This window comes from Phenylobacterium sp., assembly GCF_031181185.1.
GTDB lineage: Bacteria > Pseudomonadota > Alphaproteobacteria > Caulobacterales > Caulobacteraceae > Phenylobacterium.
On record NZ_JAPSKZ010000107.1, the window covers coordinates 1 to 12502 of the forward strand.

Here is a 12502-nt window from a genome sequence, read left to right on the forward strand (position 1 = left end):
GTCAACACCCACCTGAACGCGCGGCGCAGGAGCGGCGCGCCGCCGGAGCAGGCGCACCGCGCCCATCTGCGTCAGCAGGACGAACTGCGGGCCTTCCTCGATCGCCACCGGCCCAACGACGCCGCGGTGGTCCTGGGCGGCGACTTCAACGTCAAGAACGCGCCGGCGCGCTACGGCTATCGCGCGGCAAGCCGCCCCTACACCGTGGTCAGCGAGGTCTGCCGGCCCGACCGGGGCTGCCGCCCCGTGGAGGTCGGGCCGGAGCCCTGGCTCAGATCACAGGATCTCCAGGCCTTCATCTCGACCGCCCGGGTGCGCGTCCAGCCGCTGGCCACCGCAACGGCGTTCGATGGGGTCGAGGGTCCGCGCCTCTCGGATCATGACGGCTATCTTGTCCGCTATCGGCTGGCCACGCAGACCGCTGCTCTGGCCTGGCCGATCACTCTCGCCGCCGCGGCGCCGGTTCATCGATCCGACGCAGAGCCGTGAACGCCATGACGCACCCTGCGATCAGAATGCCGCCGGGGCGCAAGGGGGATATTCGAATGCGGCTCTGTCGGGTGGCCGTGGCCTGCGGCATGGCGGCGGTGGGCTGGACCCGGGCCGAGGCCGCCGGCCCCGCGCCGGCCCCACGGCCTGGGGACGCGCCGGCGGCCCTGACCCTCACCCTCCGCTCGCGTCTCGACGAGCCGGCGGCGGCATGGGCCCCAAAGCCCCCCGAGCTGGCCCCGCGCCTCAGGCGGGCGGCTACGGTCAGCTACGCCGTCTCAGACTCCACGACCATCTTCATGGATGTTCGCAAGGACAAGCGCCCGGGCGGCTCTGCAGGCGACGATCGCGACCGGCTCGCCCCCCACCTCCGCGGCGGCCGGGGCTACATGTTCGGCCTGAAGACCCGCTGGTGACGGCGCCACGCAGGTTACACCTGCAACTTTATTGCGGCGCTCGGCCCTATTGCGCCCCGCCTCGCAATCCCCTAACCGGCAAGCCTCGTTTTCGGGGGAGATTATGGCCGCGAAGCCCGCGCCGACCGCAGGAGCCGCCGCCCCGTCGCTGGACGCGGTGCGCGCGCGCATCGACGCCATCGACGCCGACCTCCTGCGCCTGCTGGACGAGCGGGCTCAGCTCGCCCACGCCGTGGCCGCCGCCAAGGCCGCCGCCGGCGACGCCGGCAAATTCGGCCTGCGCCCGGGCCGCGAGGCGCAGATCGTCCGCAAGCTGCTGGCCTCCCCGCGCAGCGCCGCCACCGCCAGCCTGGTGGTCCGCGTCTGGCGCGAGCTGATGGCCGAGAGCCTGGCGCTGCAGGGCCCCTTCCGCCTTTCCGTCTGGGGCGGCAAGGATCCGGGCCGCACGTCCGAGCTCGCCCGCCTGCGGTTCGGCGCCGCCCCGCCGCTGCGCCAGGTCGCCAAGGCCGAAGACGCGCTCGCCGATGCCAAGGTCACCGGCGGCGTGGCCGTGCTGGCGCTCTCCCGCGACAGCGCCTGGTGGGGCCGCCTCCTGGCCGAGCCCAGGCTGAAGGTGTTCGCCGCCCTGCCCTGCCTTTCGGCCTGGGGTCCGATGGGCGCCCTGGCCGTCGCCGAGGTCGAGGTGGAGCCCACCGGGAACGACGTCACCTTCTGGGTCACCGACGCGCCCGGTCCCGCGGCCGCCATCGAGGACGCCCTGGGCCGCGACGGCGTCGCCGGCGACCTGCTGGTGGAGAGCGGCGGCCTCAAGCTCTTCGCGCTGGCCGGCTACTATCAGGCCCACGACGAGCGCCTCGCCCGCGCGCCGGGCCGCCTCTCGGGCGTGATCGGGGCTGCGCCGGGGCCGCTGGACGTGTAAGAGGCGGCCGAAATGGCTGACTCCTCCGAACCCGTGAACCGCTTCAACGCCGCCCGGCCGATGCCAAAGCCCGGCATCATGGACATCCACGCCTATGTGCCCGGCAAAGCCAAGGCCGAGGGCGTCGAGCATCCGATCAAGCTCTCCGCCAACGAGAACATCCTGGGCTCCAGCCCCAAGGCGCGCGAGGCCTACGCCGGCGCCGTGGACCAGCTGCACATGTACCCCGACAGCCGCACCACCCTGCTGCGGACGGCGGTCGCCGAAGAGTTCGGCCTCGAGCCCGAGCGGCTGATCTTCGGCCAGGGCTCGGACGAGGTGTTCCAGCTCCTCAACCAGGTCTTCCTCGAGCCCGGGGACAACATCGTCCAGGGCGAGTACGGCTTCGCCGCCTACGCGATCGGCGCCTACGCCTGCCAGGCCGAGGTCCGCCGCGCCAAGGAGCCGGACTACCGCATCGACGTCGACGAGGTGCTGAAGGTGGTCGACGAGCGCACCCGTCTCGTCTTCATCGCCAACCCGGCCAATCCCACCGGCACCTGGATCCCGTTCGACGAGATCGTGCGCCTGCACCAGGCCCTGCCGCCCTCGGTCGTTCTGGTCCTCGACGGCGCCTATTCCGAGTTCTGCTCGGACCCGACGTTCTCCGACGGCCTGGACTATGCGCGGTCGCGGGCCAACGTCGTGGTCACCCGCACCTTCTCCAAGCTGCATGGCCTGGCGGCGTTGCGCGTCGGCTGGGGCTACGCGCCGAGCGAGATCGCCGCCGCGGTCGACCGCATCCGGCTGCCGTTCAACATCTCGATCCCCGGCCAGCTCGCGGCCATCGCGGCCCTGCACGACGCAGACTTCCAGCGCCGCTCCATCGCCCATGTCGAGCAGTGGCGCCCCTGGCTCGCCCAGCAGCTGGGCGGCATGGGTCTCGAGGTCGTGCTGCCGTCGGCGGCCAACTTCCTGCTGGTGGGCTTCCCGAAGACCCCGGGCAAGACCGCCAAGGAGGCCGAGGCCTTCCTGGCCTCCAAGGGCCTGCTGGTCCGCGGCGTCGGGAACTACGGCCTGCCCGACCACGTCCGCATCACCATCGGCCTCGAAGAGCACAACCGCGCCCTGGCCGACGCGCTCGCCGAGTTCATGGCCGCCTAGTCGCGGCGTTCCGCCTCGACCCGGTCCAGAAGACCCCGCGCCTCCTCGACGAAGGCGCGGACCACCTGCGGCGCGAACGGGTTCTGGGTCTGGATCGCCGTGAACAGCTCGAAAGTGTCGGCCCCGATCAGGCCGCACAGCTCCAGCAGGTGCTGGTACGACTGGGTCGCCAGCCGCTCGTCCGGGATGCCCAGGTTCACGAGGCTGCGCCCGATCAGGTGCGTCAGCGCCTGGACATAGGCCATCTCCTCGTCGTGCTCCTCGGGGCTGGTCACCGTCACCGCCAGGCCCAGCTCGCGTCCGAACGCCGCCACCTTCTCGTAGCGGTCGCCGCGCACCGGGCAGACCACGAACCTCAGGCCCGGCAGCCCATCGCGGGCCACCGACTGCGGCCCGAACAGCGGGTGGGTGGCGACGATCTCCACCGTCGGCGGCAGGAGCTCGGTCATCCACTTGGCCGGCAGCATCTTCACCGAGCCCACGTCCGCCACCAGCGTCCCCGGCTTCAGGTGCGGCGCCATCTCGGCGAACACCTGGCGCATGGCCGGCACCGGCACGGCCACCACGACGACCTCGCGGCTCGCCGCCTCGGCCATGTCGCCGAAACCCACGCCCATGGCCTCGGCCTGCTCGGCCGCGTTCGGCGCCGGGTCGGCGACCAGCACGTCGAAATGGGCCTTCAGCACGCCCGCGGCCAGCTTGCCGAACTGGCCGAAGCCGATGAGACCCAAGCTCTTCATGACGGCTCGATTACCCGGGACCGCAAACCGGACGCAATCGCGCAATACCTGTGCAACACGGACGGGACGAACTGCCGGCCGCAGAACATGGAGATCCCGATGCGCATCGCTCTTCTCGCCGCCGGCCTCGCCCTGGCCGCCGGCGCCGCCCAGGCCCAGATGCCCGCCCCGGCCGACATCGTCGCCCGCTGGGACACCAACAAGGACGGCTCGGTCTCGAAGGAAGAGTGGGTCGCCGCCGGCCGCCCGGCCGAACGCTTCGACCTGGTCGACGCCGACAAGGACGGCAAGGTCACCGCCGCCGAGCTCGAGGCGACCTTCAAGGCGATGCAGCAGCAGCGCCAAGGCGGCTGATTCCAGGAGGCGGCGCTTGACGCCGCCTCTTTTCGGCGCAGAGATTCACCCTTAGAGGTGAATATGTTGGATCAGACCCTCACGGCCCTGGCCGACCCCACGCGCCGCGCGATCCTGGCCAGGCTCGCTGCCGGCGAGGCGCGCGTCACCGACGTGGCCCGTCCGTTCGAGATCAGCCTGAACTCGGTCTCCAAGCACATCCGCATGCTGGAGCGCGCCGGCCTCGTGCGCCGCCGGGTGGAAGGCCGCGAACACTTCCTGGCGCTCGACCCCCGGCCCCTCGACGAGGCCGCCCAGTGGATCGAGCAGCAACGCCGCCTCTGGACCCGGACGCTGACCGAACTGGAGAAGGTGCTGAACGATGCCTAGCGTCACCGTCACCCACCGCTACGCCCACCCGCCGGAGAAGGTGTTCGACGCCTGGCTGAACCCCGACCTGGCCCGGCGCTTCCTGTTCACGACCGAGACCGGCGAGGTCGTGCGCTGCGACATCGACCCCCGCGTCGGCGGCCGCTACACCATCGTCGACCGCCGGCCGCCGAACGACGAGTACCTGCCCGACGGCGGCGACATCGAGCACGTCGGCGAATACCTCGAGATCGACCGCCCGCGCCGGCTGGTCTTCACCTTCGGCGTGCCGCAGTTCCAGCCCGGCTTCACCCGCGTGACGGTCGAGATCGCCCCCGACGGGAACGGCTGCCGGCTGACGCTCACCAACGACGACGTGCCGGCCGAGTGGACCGAGCCCAACCGCGGCGGCTGGACGATGATCCTGGGTTCGCTCGCGCGCGAGCTGGGCTAGGGCGCCGCCGCCTTGGTCCACCAGCCCGGGCGGCCCGCCGCACAGGCCGCCACGTCGTCGATCACGCCCGGAAAGCCATCCCCCTCGGCGAAGGCTGCGTCGGCAAGCACCTCGCCGTCGACGCGGACCTGCAGCGTGCGGGTGCTGCGCAGGAGGCCCATCTGGGCGTCGGTGAACATGTACTGGGAGATGACGTAGCCGGGATTCTCGTACAGCGGCGTGAAGAGGAAGCTGCCTTGGTCGGTGATGATGTCGCCGCGCCGGCCGCGCGGAAGCTTGCGGTCGCCGGACTCGCCGACGGCCACCGCAAACCCGTCCTGGTGCAGCAGCTGAAGCACCCGTCCGTCCTCCAGCTCCGCCTGGACGACGCAGATGCCCTTGTCCGGATACATCCACCAGACGCCCGCCGGGTGCAGCACCGCGTCGGGCGCCGCCCCCGCCGCATCCTCGGCCGCTTGGGCGCCGGCCCAGAACGGGGCAGCCGTCGCCAACAGCGCGACCGCCAAGCACATCCGCAGCATCCTCGCTCTCCGTGGTTGTCCGGGCCAAGCTTAACCGCGGAACGGGTGAGGCGCCAAGAACAAATCCCGAACTAAGACGCTTCAGGAGCGCCCAGGAACCCCGCCACCTGCTCGATGGCCTCGACCAGCGTCACCCGCTGCAGCTCGACCCCTTCGGGCAGGCCCGAGAACAGGCGCGTGGGCGCGGCGGCGTCCAGCATCACGAACACGCCCTTGTCGTCGGCTCGCCGGATCAGCCGCCCGAACGCCTGGGCGATGCGGCCCCGCGCGATGGCGTCGTCATAGCCCTTGTTCCCGAACCGGGCGCGCCTCGCCTTGTGCAGGATGTCGGGCCTTGGCCACGGCACCCGGTCGAACACCAGCAGGCGCAAGCTGCGGCCCGGCACGTCCACGCCATCCCGCACCGCGTCGGTGCCCAGCAGGCAGGCGTCCTGCTCGGCGCGGAAGATGTCGACCAGCGCGCCCACCTCCAGCGGGTCGACGTGCTGGGCGTAGAGCGCCAGGCCCTTGTCGGCCAAGGGCCCCGCGATCTTCTCGTGCACCGCCTTCAGCCGGCGAATGGCGGTGAACAGCCCCAAGCCCCCGCCGCCGGCGGCCAGGAACAGCTCGCGCATGGCCGCGGCCACCTGCCGGGCGTCGTCGCGGCTCACGTCCGTCACCACCAGAGCCCGGGCGTTGGCCGCGTAGTCGAACGGCGAGGCGAGCTTCAGCGTCTTCGGCCGGTCGGGCAGCCTCGCCGCCCCCGTGCGCATCTCGGCCAGGGCGAACGGGTCGTCCAGCGTCGGATCGGCCAGCGTCGCGCTGGTCACCAGCACCCCGTGGGCCGGCGCGATCACGGCGTTGGTCAGGGGCTCGGTCGGATCCACCCAGTGCCGGCGGCAGGCGGCGTCCACCACCCGGCCGTACAGGAACGTCGCGTCGAACCAGTCGACGAAGTCCGGGTCGTCCTCGGCGTCCTCGTCGATGGCGCGCAGCATCGAGCGCCAGGCCGGCAGGGTCATCCGCGCGCGCCGGTCCAGCCCGCGCAGCGCCCCCTCGATCCGCGCCCGCTCCGAGCCGCCCAGGGTCGCGGCCTCCTCGTCCAGCAGGTCCTCCAGGGACCGCGCCAGCGCCAGCAGGGGCGCCTCGATCCGCCCCAGGGCCGCGGCCGCCTCGCGCGCATTGGCCCGCACCAGGTCCAGCGCCGGCCTGGCCGCGCACTCCATGCCGATCTCCGAGCCCTGCGCCCGCGCCCGCAGCTGCTCCAGCACCGCCACCAGGAAGGCCTCGATCGGGCCGATCGGATTGACCTCGCCGTTCGGCGGCGCGATCCGCCCGCTCCAGCCCTCGCCCGGCAGGGCGCTGGCCGCCTGGATGGCGTCCTGCAGCGTGGCCCGCGCATCGTCCCGGTCGCCCAGGATGTCGGAGAGCCGCGCTTCCAGGCCCCGCCCGCGCCGCCCGCGACCCTCCGGCCCCCGTATCCAGCGCCGCATCTCGGCGGCCTCGGCCCCCGACAGCGCCGCCGAGAACGCGCTATCCGCCGCCTCGAACAGGTGGTGGCCCTCGTCGAAGACGATGCGCTTCAGCTGGGTGGTCTCGGCGTCGGCCTTACTGCCCCTGGCCGCCCGCGCCCCGTCGAACGCGGCTTGCGTCAGCACCAGGGCGTGGTTGGCGATGACGATGTCCGCCCGCCGGCTCCCCCGGATCGCCTTCTCGACGAAACAGGCGCGATAGTGTTGGCAGCCGGCGTGGATGCACTCGCCGCGGCGGTCCACCAGGTTGGCGGCGCTCGCCTGCGCCGCCGGCGCCACCGCGAACAGCGTCGGCAGCCACGCGGGGAAGTCGCCCCCGGTCATGTCCCCGTCGCGGCTGGCCCTCGCCCACCGCGCCGCCAGCGCCATGCCCACCAGGTCGCCGCCGCCCAGCTGGGCCGCGTTCACCTGCTCCTGGAAGTTCAGCAGGCACAGGTAGTTCTCGCGCCCCTTGCGCACGACGGCCTTCCTGGCCCGCGTCTTCTCGTCCTCGAAGATCGACCGACTTTCGCGCTCGATCTGCCGCTGCAGCGCCCGCGTATAGGTCGAGACCCACACCGCCGGCCCGTTCGCCTCGGCCCACAGCGAGGCCGGCGCCAGATAGGCCAGCGTCTTGCCGATCCCCGTGCCGGCCTCGGCGAGCATCATCCGGGGCTCGCCCTCGCGCTCGCGCGGCTGGAACACGTAAGAGGCCTCGGTCGCCAGCTCCGCCTGCGCCGGCCGCGCCTCGTCCAGGCCCGATCGCAACAACAGCGTCTTCAGCCGCTCGGCCGTCGCGGCGGGATCGATGGGCTTACTGCCCGCCTCGCCGGGCGGCGCCTCGGCCTCCCACTCGGTCAGCCGCGACCAGACGTCCAGCCCGGAGCTGCGGAACTGGTTGCCCGCCGGCGCCGACCGCAGCGCCCCGATCACCGCCGAGCCCCACGGCCAGCCGGCCCGCGCCAGGGTCTCGGCCACCGCCAGCGCCTCCTCTCGGGAAGGCTCCGGCGTCAGCGCCAGCTCGGCCAGCAGCAGCCGGCACGCCTCGCGCAAGGCGGACGCCTGCGCCTCCGCCCCGCGCGGCTCGGGCAGCCCCACGGCGATCGCCAGCCCCGCGGCGGACGGCGCGCAGAACCTCGCCGGCCGCACGAAGGCGAACAGCTCCAGGGCGTCGAAGATGCGCGAACTGCGCGGCGGCGCGTTCAGCCCCAGTCGCCGCCCCGTCATCGCCGCATGCGCCAGCAGCACCGGCGCGCCCTCGAACAGGTCCCGCGCATCCGGCGCCCGCAGGGCCTGGGTGCGCGAGGCGTCCGCCACCGCCGCCCGAGGTCCGGGCAGGACGACGAGCGCAGGCGCGAGATCGAGGGCGGCGGGCGGGAGAGTCACCCGCGGAGGTTACGTGAGCGCGCCGGCGAACGGAAGGGGAACTAGGTGGTGAAATCAGCACAATCTGTGCTACAGCTCCGCCAGATCACCACTATCAAGAGCAGGGGAAGCGCGGGCCCATGACCATCTTCGAGCTCGTGAAGATTGCGCTAGACGAACTATACAAGGATGCAGCGAAAGAATATGGCGCAGAAACGGATCAGAAGATTATTGATCAACTGGACTATCTTAGCCAGTCCTACAAAGGCCTCTCTGATCCGAAGCGGCCGCCGATCGACTACGGCGATCCTGCGGTGCGGTTTGCGTATGTGTTCCGCTACGTTGCCGCTCACGGCGACTACATCGTCCAGGTGTTGAAGTATTTCCGCGCCGAGCATGGAGCAGTTCTACCTGGCCCAACAGCAAGGGTTTCCTGCATCGGAGGAGGGCCTGGCAGCGACGTGATCGCGATCCTCAAATACTTGAGTGACATGGGTAAACACGAGAAGGTCGAGAAGCTCATCTGCTACCTGCTAGACGGCGAGCAGGGATGGGCCGATGCGTGGACGGAGTTTGACGAGTCACTTGAAAGTGACGTCAACCTCAGCCCGATCTTCCAGAAACTGGACGTCTCAAATTTCGATTCATGGCAGTCCCAAAAGAAATTCTTGCAGGCGGATCTCTTCACCATGAGCTACTTCGTGTCCGAAGTAATGTCTCAAGATGGCGGGGGTGATGTCTCTGCGTTCTGGCTGAAGTTGTTCGAGGAAGCGAAGCCAGGTGCACTCTTCTTGTACATCGACAACGGGGCGGATTTGTTCAACGAGTACATCGACACCCTCGCCTCGAAGGGGGGATTGAAGACGCTCATGTCGAAGAATAATCGCCGCTTCACCCCTAGCTTCACCGAACAGGCGTCGGAGCTATCTGCCTACAGGAAGAAGTTCGGTCAAAATCCGAAGCTACAGGCACAACTGAGCTTCCGAGTCTTTGAAAAGGCGTAGAATGCCCGACCTGTTCGCCAGCAAACTCGAACCGATCGACATGCCTGATGCCGACGTTCGATATGCGCCTTCGGTGGAACTCGGGACCTCACCACGAGCGCTGTTCGAGGAACTGCGCGAGGGCACCGCCTGGCGCCAAGAGGAGGTACTTGTCTGGGGAAAACGCCACCTCCAACCTAGACTCGTTGCTTGGTTTGGCGATCCGGGTCGCGCCTACTCCTACTCTGGCATCTCACTGAAGCCGGAACCTTGGACGCAGCGGCTTCTGGAGATCCGCGCTATCATCCAGGACTTGTGCGGTGCGGAGTTCAACTCTGTTTTGCTGAATTACTACCGGGATCACCGAGACAGTATGGGGATGCATAGTGATGACGAGCCGGAGCTCGGTTCTCGGCCGATCATCGCATCTCTGAGCTTAGGAGAGCGGAGAACTCTTGTGTTCAAATCGAAGAGACATGACCCGCCCCTCACCCGGAGGTTTTTGCTTCCATCCGGCAGCCTTCTCATGATGGCAGGCGAAACGCAGCTTAACTGGAAGCACGGCATCGCGAAGGAGAGCAGGCCATGTGGCGCGCGGATCAATCTAACCTTCAGGCAAATCAAAGTGCAATGATCCGGAACTGCATATTTGGGTGAGGTCGAGGATGGAGCGACTACATCTGCGGATGCGGCAGCAGTTTGGACGCGAGCTCGCGGCAGGTGGGCATGATCTTCGGCCTTGGCGGGGGGTCCCGTTAGATCGATATACAACCTGCCGCAATTGTGGCGGACGACTCCGCGTGTTCTTGGGACAGCTTGCTAATCCCTATGTATCCCGCTTGAAACACTGGCCTTCTGGAAGCCCCGGCTCAGTTTTTGCGGCCGAAGGTAAGCTTGCTTTTGAGCAAAACTGCCCCCGCGGCCGGCGGTTCACACGAGCATCGTAGCCCCCCTACAACGGCGCCTCCCCGGCCCGTTCCCGCACCACCTCCCGCGGGTCCTTGTCGTCCCGCAATCCCACAAAGCTCGCGTGCCGGATCATCCCGCTCGCCGTCCACTCCTGGAACTCGGCCTGGGCGACCAGCACCGGCTCGACCCAATGCACCTCCCGCGTCTTGCGGGGGCTCTCCAGCGCGAACGGGCTCTTGGCCGCCGCCAGCGGCTCCAATCGCTTCAGCAGCCCCGGCGTGCCGGCGAAGCCGCGCTCCAGCGAGCCGACGTAGCGCAGCTTTCCGCCCTCATAGACGCCCACCAGCACGCCCTTGAAGTGGCGGCCGGGCTCCTGGGTCCAGCCGCCGATCACGAACTCCTGGGCCAGCCGGCACTTCGACTTCACCCAGGTCTCGCCGCGTCCGGCCGAATAGCGGCTATCTCGGCGCTTGGAGACGATGCCCTCCAGGTCCATCCGGCAGGCCGCCGCCAGCAGGGCCGGGCCCGACTGCGGCAGGGGCTCGACCAGGCGGATGCGCTCGCCCGGCGCGTCGGCCAGCACCTCGGCCAGGATCGCCTTGCGGTCCTTCAGGGCGAAGGTCCGAAGGTCGGTGTCGCCGCGCCACAGGATGTCGAAGGCGAAGAACACCAGCGGCGCGGTCTTGCCCTGGCCGATGGCGCGGCGCAGCCCCGAGAACGTCGGCTTGCCGGCCGCGTCCAGGAAGCACAGCTCGCCGTCCAGGATGCAGTCGGCCGAGAGCTCGGCGGCGTCCTCGGCCAGCTCGGGCAGCTTGTCGGTCCAGTCGTGGCCGTTGCGGGTGAAGATCGTCGCCTCGCCGCGCTCGACGCGGACCTGCATCCGATAGCCGTCGAACTTGATCTCGTGCAGCCAGGCCTGGCCCGTCGGCGGCTCGGCCACCAGCTTGGCGTGCTGGAACTCCACGAAGCGTGGCATCGGCTGGGCCACGTACTGCCGCTTGCTGGGCGGTAGGTTCTCTCGGGATCGTGCGGGCAAGATCGGAACCTCCGGAAAGCGGCCGGACTCTGAGTCGGCCTATCCGGAAGGAGTTCCCCATGAAGGCCGAACACGCCGAGCACGACCGCCTCGGCCACGAGCAGAAGCTCGCCGAAGCCCTGGGCGCCCTGGTCCAGCAGATCGACATCGCCGAATACCGCGACCGCCTGGGCCACGACCTGAAGAACAACACCGCCTTCATCCACGCCCAGGCCATCGTCGACGAGTTCGGCGTCACGCACGAGGACATCTGCCGCGTGCTCGACACCTGCGGCGGCGACATGGGCCAGGCGGCGCGCTCGCTGAAGGGCCTGGGCCGCGACGAGGCCGAACCCTCCGACCGGCCGCCGGAATACAAGACCTGGACAACCGGCCCCTAAGCGGCCGAATCGAACTGTGGATTCGCAAGCCGGAGGGCGTGACTCCGGCGTAAGTTCCGCGTTTGTTCTGGCTCGTCAGGAGCCAGGACATGCCCACCAGCATCTACAAGGTCGAACGCCTCACCTCGGGGCCGCACAACGGCGACGAGACGCTCTCGTTCTTCATCCGGCCGGGCCGGCGGCGCGGGCCGTGGAAGTTCTTCCGCCCGCACGAGGTGCCCGCATTCGAGGGCCGGGTCGCCTGGTTCGAGATCGAGCGCGTGCGCAGCGAGTGGCGGTTCGTCCGCCAGGTAGAGCGCGAGACCGGCCAGCGGATCGTCCCCTAAGGGCCGGACGCATTTTCCTTGACTCCCGGGTCGATCTATGTTCTCCTTTTGTTCATGGTCAGCGACACGGACATGATGGAGGAGATCGACGCCCGGCTCGCTGCGGTCGCCGACACCCAGTTCATCCTGATCCAGCGCTACCGCGAACAGATCGAAGCCGCCGCCGACGTCGAGACGCTGACAGCCGTGGCCGAGCCCCTCGACCGTTCCGCCCGCTCCATCCGCCTGACCTATGCCCTGCGCGTGAAGCTGCGGAAGGACGTCCGGGCGCTGGCCCGCGACGAGGAGCGCATCGCCGAGGCCCAGGCCGAGCGCCGCGCCCGCGAGCGCGACGACCGCATCCGACACCGGGTGGAGACCCTCACCTGGCGCGAGGCCGACTGGGAGGACGACGACGAGCTCTCAGCCGAGTTCGACCGCGCCCTCGAGTACGAAGACCTCGACCCGGTCTTTGCGACCCTCACCCTCGAACAGCAGGCCGAGCGCATCATCAAACGCCTCGACCTCAAGCCCGAGCCCTACCCGCACCAGCGGGCCGGCGAGCCACCGCCCCACGACACGACGTAACCGCCCCTACCTCCCCCGTTCACGGGGGAGGGGGACCACCCGCCGCAGAGCGGGTGGTGGAG

15 protein-coding genes and 1 pseudogene are annotated in these 12502 nt (G+C 69.6%); 12 read left to right on the forward strand and 4 right to left on the reverse strand.

The features are described 5' to 3' along the window. The 4 genes and pseudogenes from RIF93_RS13490 to hisC form a co-directional block, all read left to right on the forward strand. Positions 1-489, forward strand: a pseudogene (locus RIF93_RS13490) (hypothetical protein); the annotation flags it as partial. A gap of 56 nt (positions 490-545) precedes the next feature. Continuing rightward, complete coding sequence (locus RIF93_RS13495) at positions 546-905, forward strand: hypothetical protein (protein WP_309091970.1); 360 nt, start codon at positions 546-548, stop codon at positions 903-905. Between the two features lie 103 nt (positions 906-1008). Then, positions 1009-1824, forward strand: coding sequence for a chorismate mutase (locus RIF93_RS13500; RefSeq protein WP_309091971.1), 816 nt, complete (start codon positions 1009-1011; stop codon positions 1822-1824). 12 nt (positions 1825-1836) lie between these two features. Further along, positions 1837-2967 (forward strand): histidinol-phosphate transaminase, encoded by a 1131-nt coding sequence (hisC, locus tag RIF93_RS13505; RefSeq protein WP_309091972.1) that lies wholly within the window; start codon positions 1837-1839, stop codon positions 2965-2967. Here hisC and RIF93_RS13510 read toward each other — a convergent pair. Further along, positions 2964-3707 (reverse strand): prephenate dehydrogenase/arogenate dehydrogenase family protein, encoded by a 744-nt coding sequence (locus RIF93_RS13510; protein ID WP_309091973.1) that lies wholly within the window; start codon positions 3705-3707, stop codon positions 2964-2966. The two genes, hisC and RIF93_RS13510, sit on opposite strands and share 4 nt — an antisense overlap. A gap of 99 nt (positions 3708-3806) precedes the next feature. Between RIF93_RS13510 and RIF93_RS13515 the strand changes: the two genes are divergently transcribed. From RIF93_RS13515 to RIF93_RS13525, 3 genes are all read left to right on the forward strand, one after another. Then, entirely contained in the window at positions 3807-4061 is a 255-nt protein-coding gene (locus tag RIF93_RS13515; protein WP_309091974.1) for an EF-hand domain-containing protein, read from the forward strand. Between the two features lie 63 nt (positions 4062-4124). After that, complete coding sequence (locus RIF93_RS13520; RefSeq protein WP_309091975.1) at positions 4125-4430, forward strand: metalloregulator ArsR/SmtB family transcription factor; 306 nt, start codon at positions 4125-4127, stop codon at positions 4428-4430. Beyond that, positions 4423-4863 carry an SRPBCC domain-containing protein gene (locus tag RIF93_RS13525; protein ID WP_309091976.1) on the forward strand — a complete coding sequence of 147 codons (441 nt, stop codon included), beginning with the start codon at positions 4423-4425 and terminating at the stop codon, positions 4861-4863. Before RIF93_RS13520 ends, RIF93_RS13525 begins: the two co-directional genes overlap by 8 nt. Here RIF93_RS13525 and RIF93_RS13530 read toward each other — a convergent pair. Both RIF93_RS13530 and RIF93_RS13535 read right to left on the reverse strand, forming a co-directional pair. Beyond that, the gene (locus RIF93_RS13530; protein ID WP_309091977.1) at positions 4860-5375 is read right to left on the reverse strand and encodes a hypothetical protein; all 516 of its coding nucleotides are present in this window, start codon (positions 5373-5375) and stop codon (positions 4860-4862) included. The two genes, RIF93_RS13525 and RIF93_RS13530, sit on opposite strands and share 4 nt — an antisense overlap. Before the next feature lie 80 nt (positions 5376-5455). Continuing rightward, on the reverse strand, positions 5456-8260 hold the full coding sequence (locus RIF93_RS13535; RefSeq protein ID WP_309091978.1) for an ATP-dependent DNA helicase: 2805 nt from the start codon (positions 8258-8260) through the stop codon (positions 5456-5458). A gap of 119 nt (positions 8261-8379) precedes the next feature. Here RIF93_RS13535 and RIF93_RS13540 point away from each other — a divergent pair, with 119 nt between their 5' ends. Next, positions 8380-9243 carry a hypothetical protein gene (locus RIF93_RS13540; protein ID WP_309091979.1) on the forward strand — a complete coding sequence of 288 codons (864 nt, stop codon included), beginning with the start codon at positions 8380-8382 and terminating at the stop codon, positions 9241-9243. A gap of 1 nt (position 9244) precedes the next feature. Next, a complete protein-coding gene (locus RIF93_RS13545; protein WP_309091980.1) occupies positions 9245-9856 on the forward strand; it encodes an alpha-ketoglutarate-dependent dioxygenase AlkB in 612 nt (203 codons plus the stop codon). Positions 9857-10174: 318 nt separating this feature from the next. Here RIF93_RS13545 and ligD read toward each other — a convergent pair whose 3' ends face one another. Further along, complete coding sequence (gene ligD, locus RIF93_RS13550; protein ID WP_309091981.1) at positions 10175-11119, reverse strand: non-homologous end-joining DNA ligase; 945 nt, start codon at positions 11117-11119, stop codon at positions 10175-10177. Between the two features lie 107 nt (positions 11120-11226). On the opposite strand from ligD, the gene RIF93_RS13555 reads away from it, so the two are divergent. The 3 genes from RIF93_RS13555 to RIF93_RS13565 all read left to right on the forward strand — a co-directional run bounded on the left by RIF93_RS13555 (position 11227) and on the right by RIF93_RS13565 (position 12440). Then, entirely contained in the window at positions 11227-11547 is a 321-nt protein-coding gene (locus tag RIF93_RS13555) for a hypothetical protein (RefSeq protein WP_309091982.1), read from the forward strand. A gap of 89 nt (positions 11548-11636) precedes the next feature. Continuing rightward, positions 11637-11873 carry a hypothetical protein gene (locus RIF93_RS13560; RefSeq protein ID WP_309091983.1) on the forward strand — a complete coding sequence of 79 codons (237 nt, stop codon included), beginning with the start codon at positions 11637-11639 and terminating at the stop codon, positions 11871-11873. 54 nt (positions 11874-11927) lie between these two features. Then, a complete protein-coding gene (locus tag RIF93_RS13565; protein ID WP_309091984.1) occupies positions 11928-12440 on the forward strand; it encodes a hypothetical protein in 513 nt (170 codons plus the stop codon). The last annotated feature ends 62 nt before the right edge of the window (positions 12441-12502 follow it).

What these genes read in the sequence shown, in the direction of transcription:
- RIF93_RS13545 (WP_309091980.1), top strand. Translation starts at nt 9,245, where the DNA reads ATGCCCGACCTGTTCGCCAGCAAACTCGAACCGATCGACATGCCTGAT.
- RIF93_RS13500 (WP_309091971.1), top strand. Translation starts at nt 1,009, where the DNA reads ATGGCCGCGAAGCCCGCGCCGACCGCAGGAGCCGCCGCCCCGTCGCTG.
- RIF93_RS13540 (WP_309091979.1), top strand. Translation starts at nt 8,380, where the DNA reads ATGACCATCTTCGAGCTCGTGAAGATTGCGCTAGACGAACTATACAAG.
- hisC (WP_309091972.1), top strand. Translation starts at nt 1,837, where the DNA reads ATGGCTGACTCCTCCGAACCCGTGAACCGCTTCAACGCCGCCCGGCCG.
- RIF93_RS13525 (WP_309091976.1), top strand. Translation starts at nt 4,423, where the DNA reads ATGCCTAGCGTCACCGTCACCCACCGCTACGCCCACCCGCCGGAGAAG.
- RIF93_RS13565 (WP_309091984.1), top strand. Translation starts at nt 11,928, where the DNA reads ATGGTCAGCGACACGGACATGATGGAGGAGATCGACGCCCGGCTCGCT.
- RIF93_RS13560 (WP_309091983.1), top strand. Translation starts at nt 11,637, where the DNA reads ATGCCCACCAGCATCTACAAGGTCGAACGCCTCACCTCGGGGCCGCAC.
- RIF93_RS13510 (WP_309091973.1), bottom strand. Translation starts at nt 3,707, where the DNA reads ATGAAGAGCTTGGGTCTCATCGGCTTCGGCCAGTTCGGCAAGCTGGCC.
- RIF93_RS13495 (WP_309091970.1), top strand. Translation starts at nt 546, where the DNA reads ATGCGGCTCTGTCGGGTGGCCGTGGCCTGCGGCATGGCGGCGGTGGGC.
- RIF93_RS13555 (WP_309091982.1), top strand. Translation starts at nt 11,227, where the DNA reads ATGAAGGCCGAACACGCCGAGCACGACCGCCTCGGCCACGAGCAGAAG.
- RIF93_RS13530 (WP_309091977.1), bottom strand. Translation starts at nt 5,375, where the DNA reads ATGTGCTTGGCGGTCGCGCTGTTGGCGACGGCTGCCCCGTTCTGGGCC.
- RIF93_RS13520 (WP_309091975.1), top strand. Translation starts at nt 4,125, where the DNA reads ATGTTGGATCAGACCCTCACGGCCCTGGCCGACCCCACGCGCCGCGCG.
- RIF93_RS13515 (WP_309091974.1), top strand. Translation starts at nt 3,807, where the DNA reads ATGCGCATCGCTCTTCTCGCCGCCGGCCTCGCCCTGGCCGCCGGCGCC.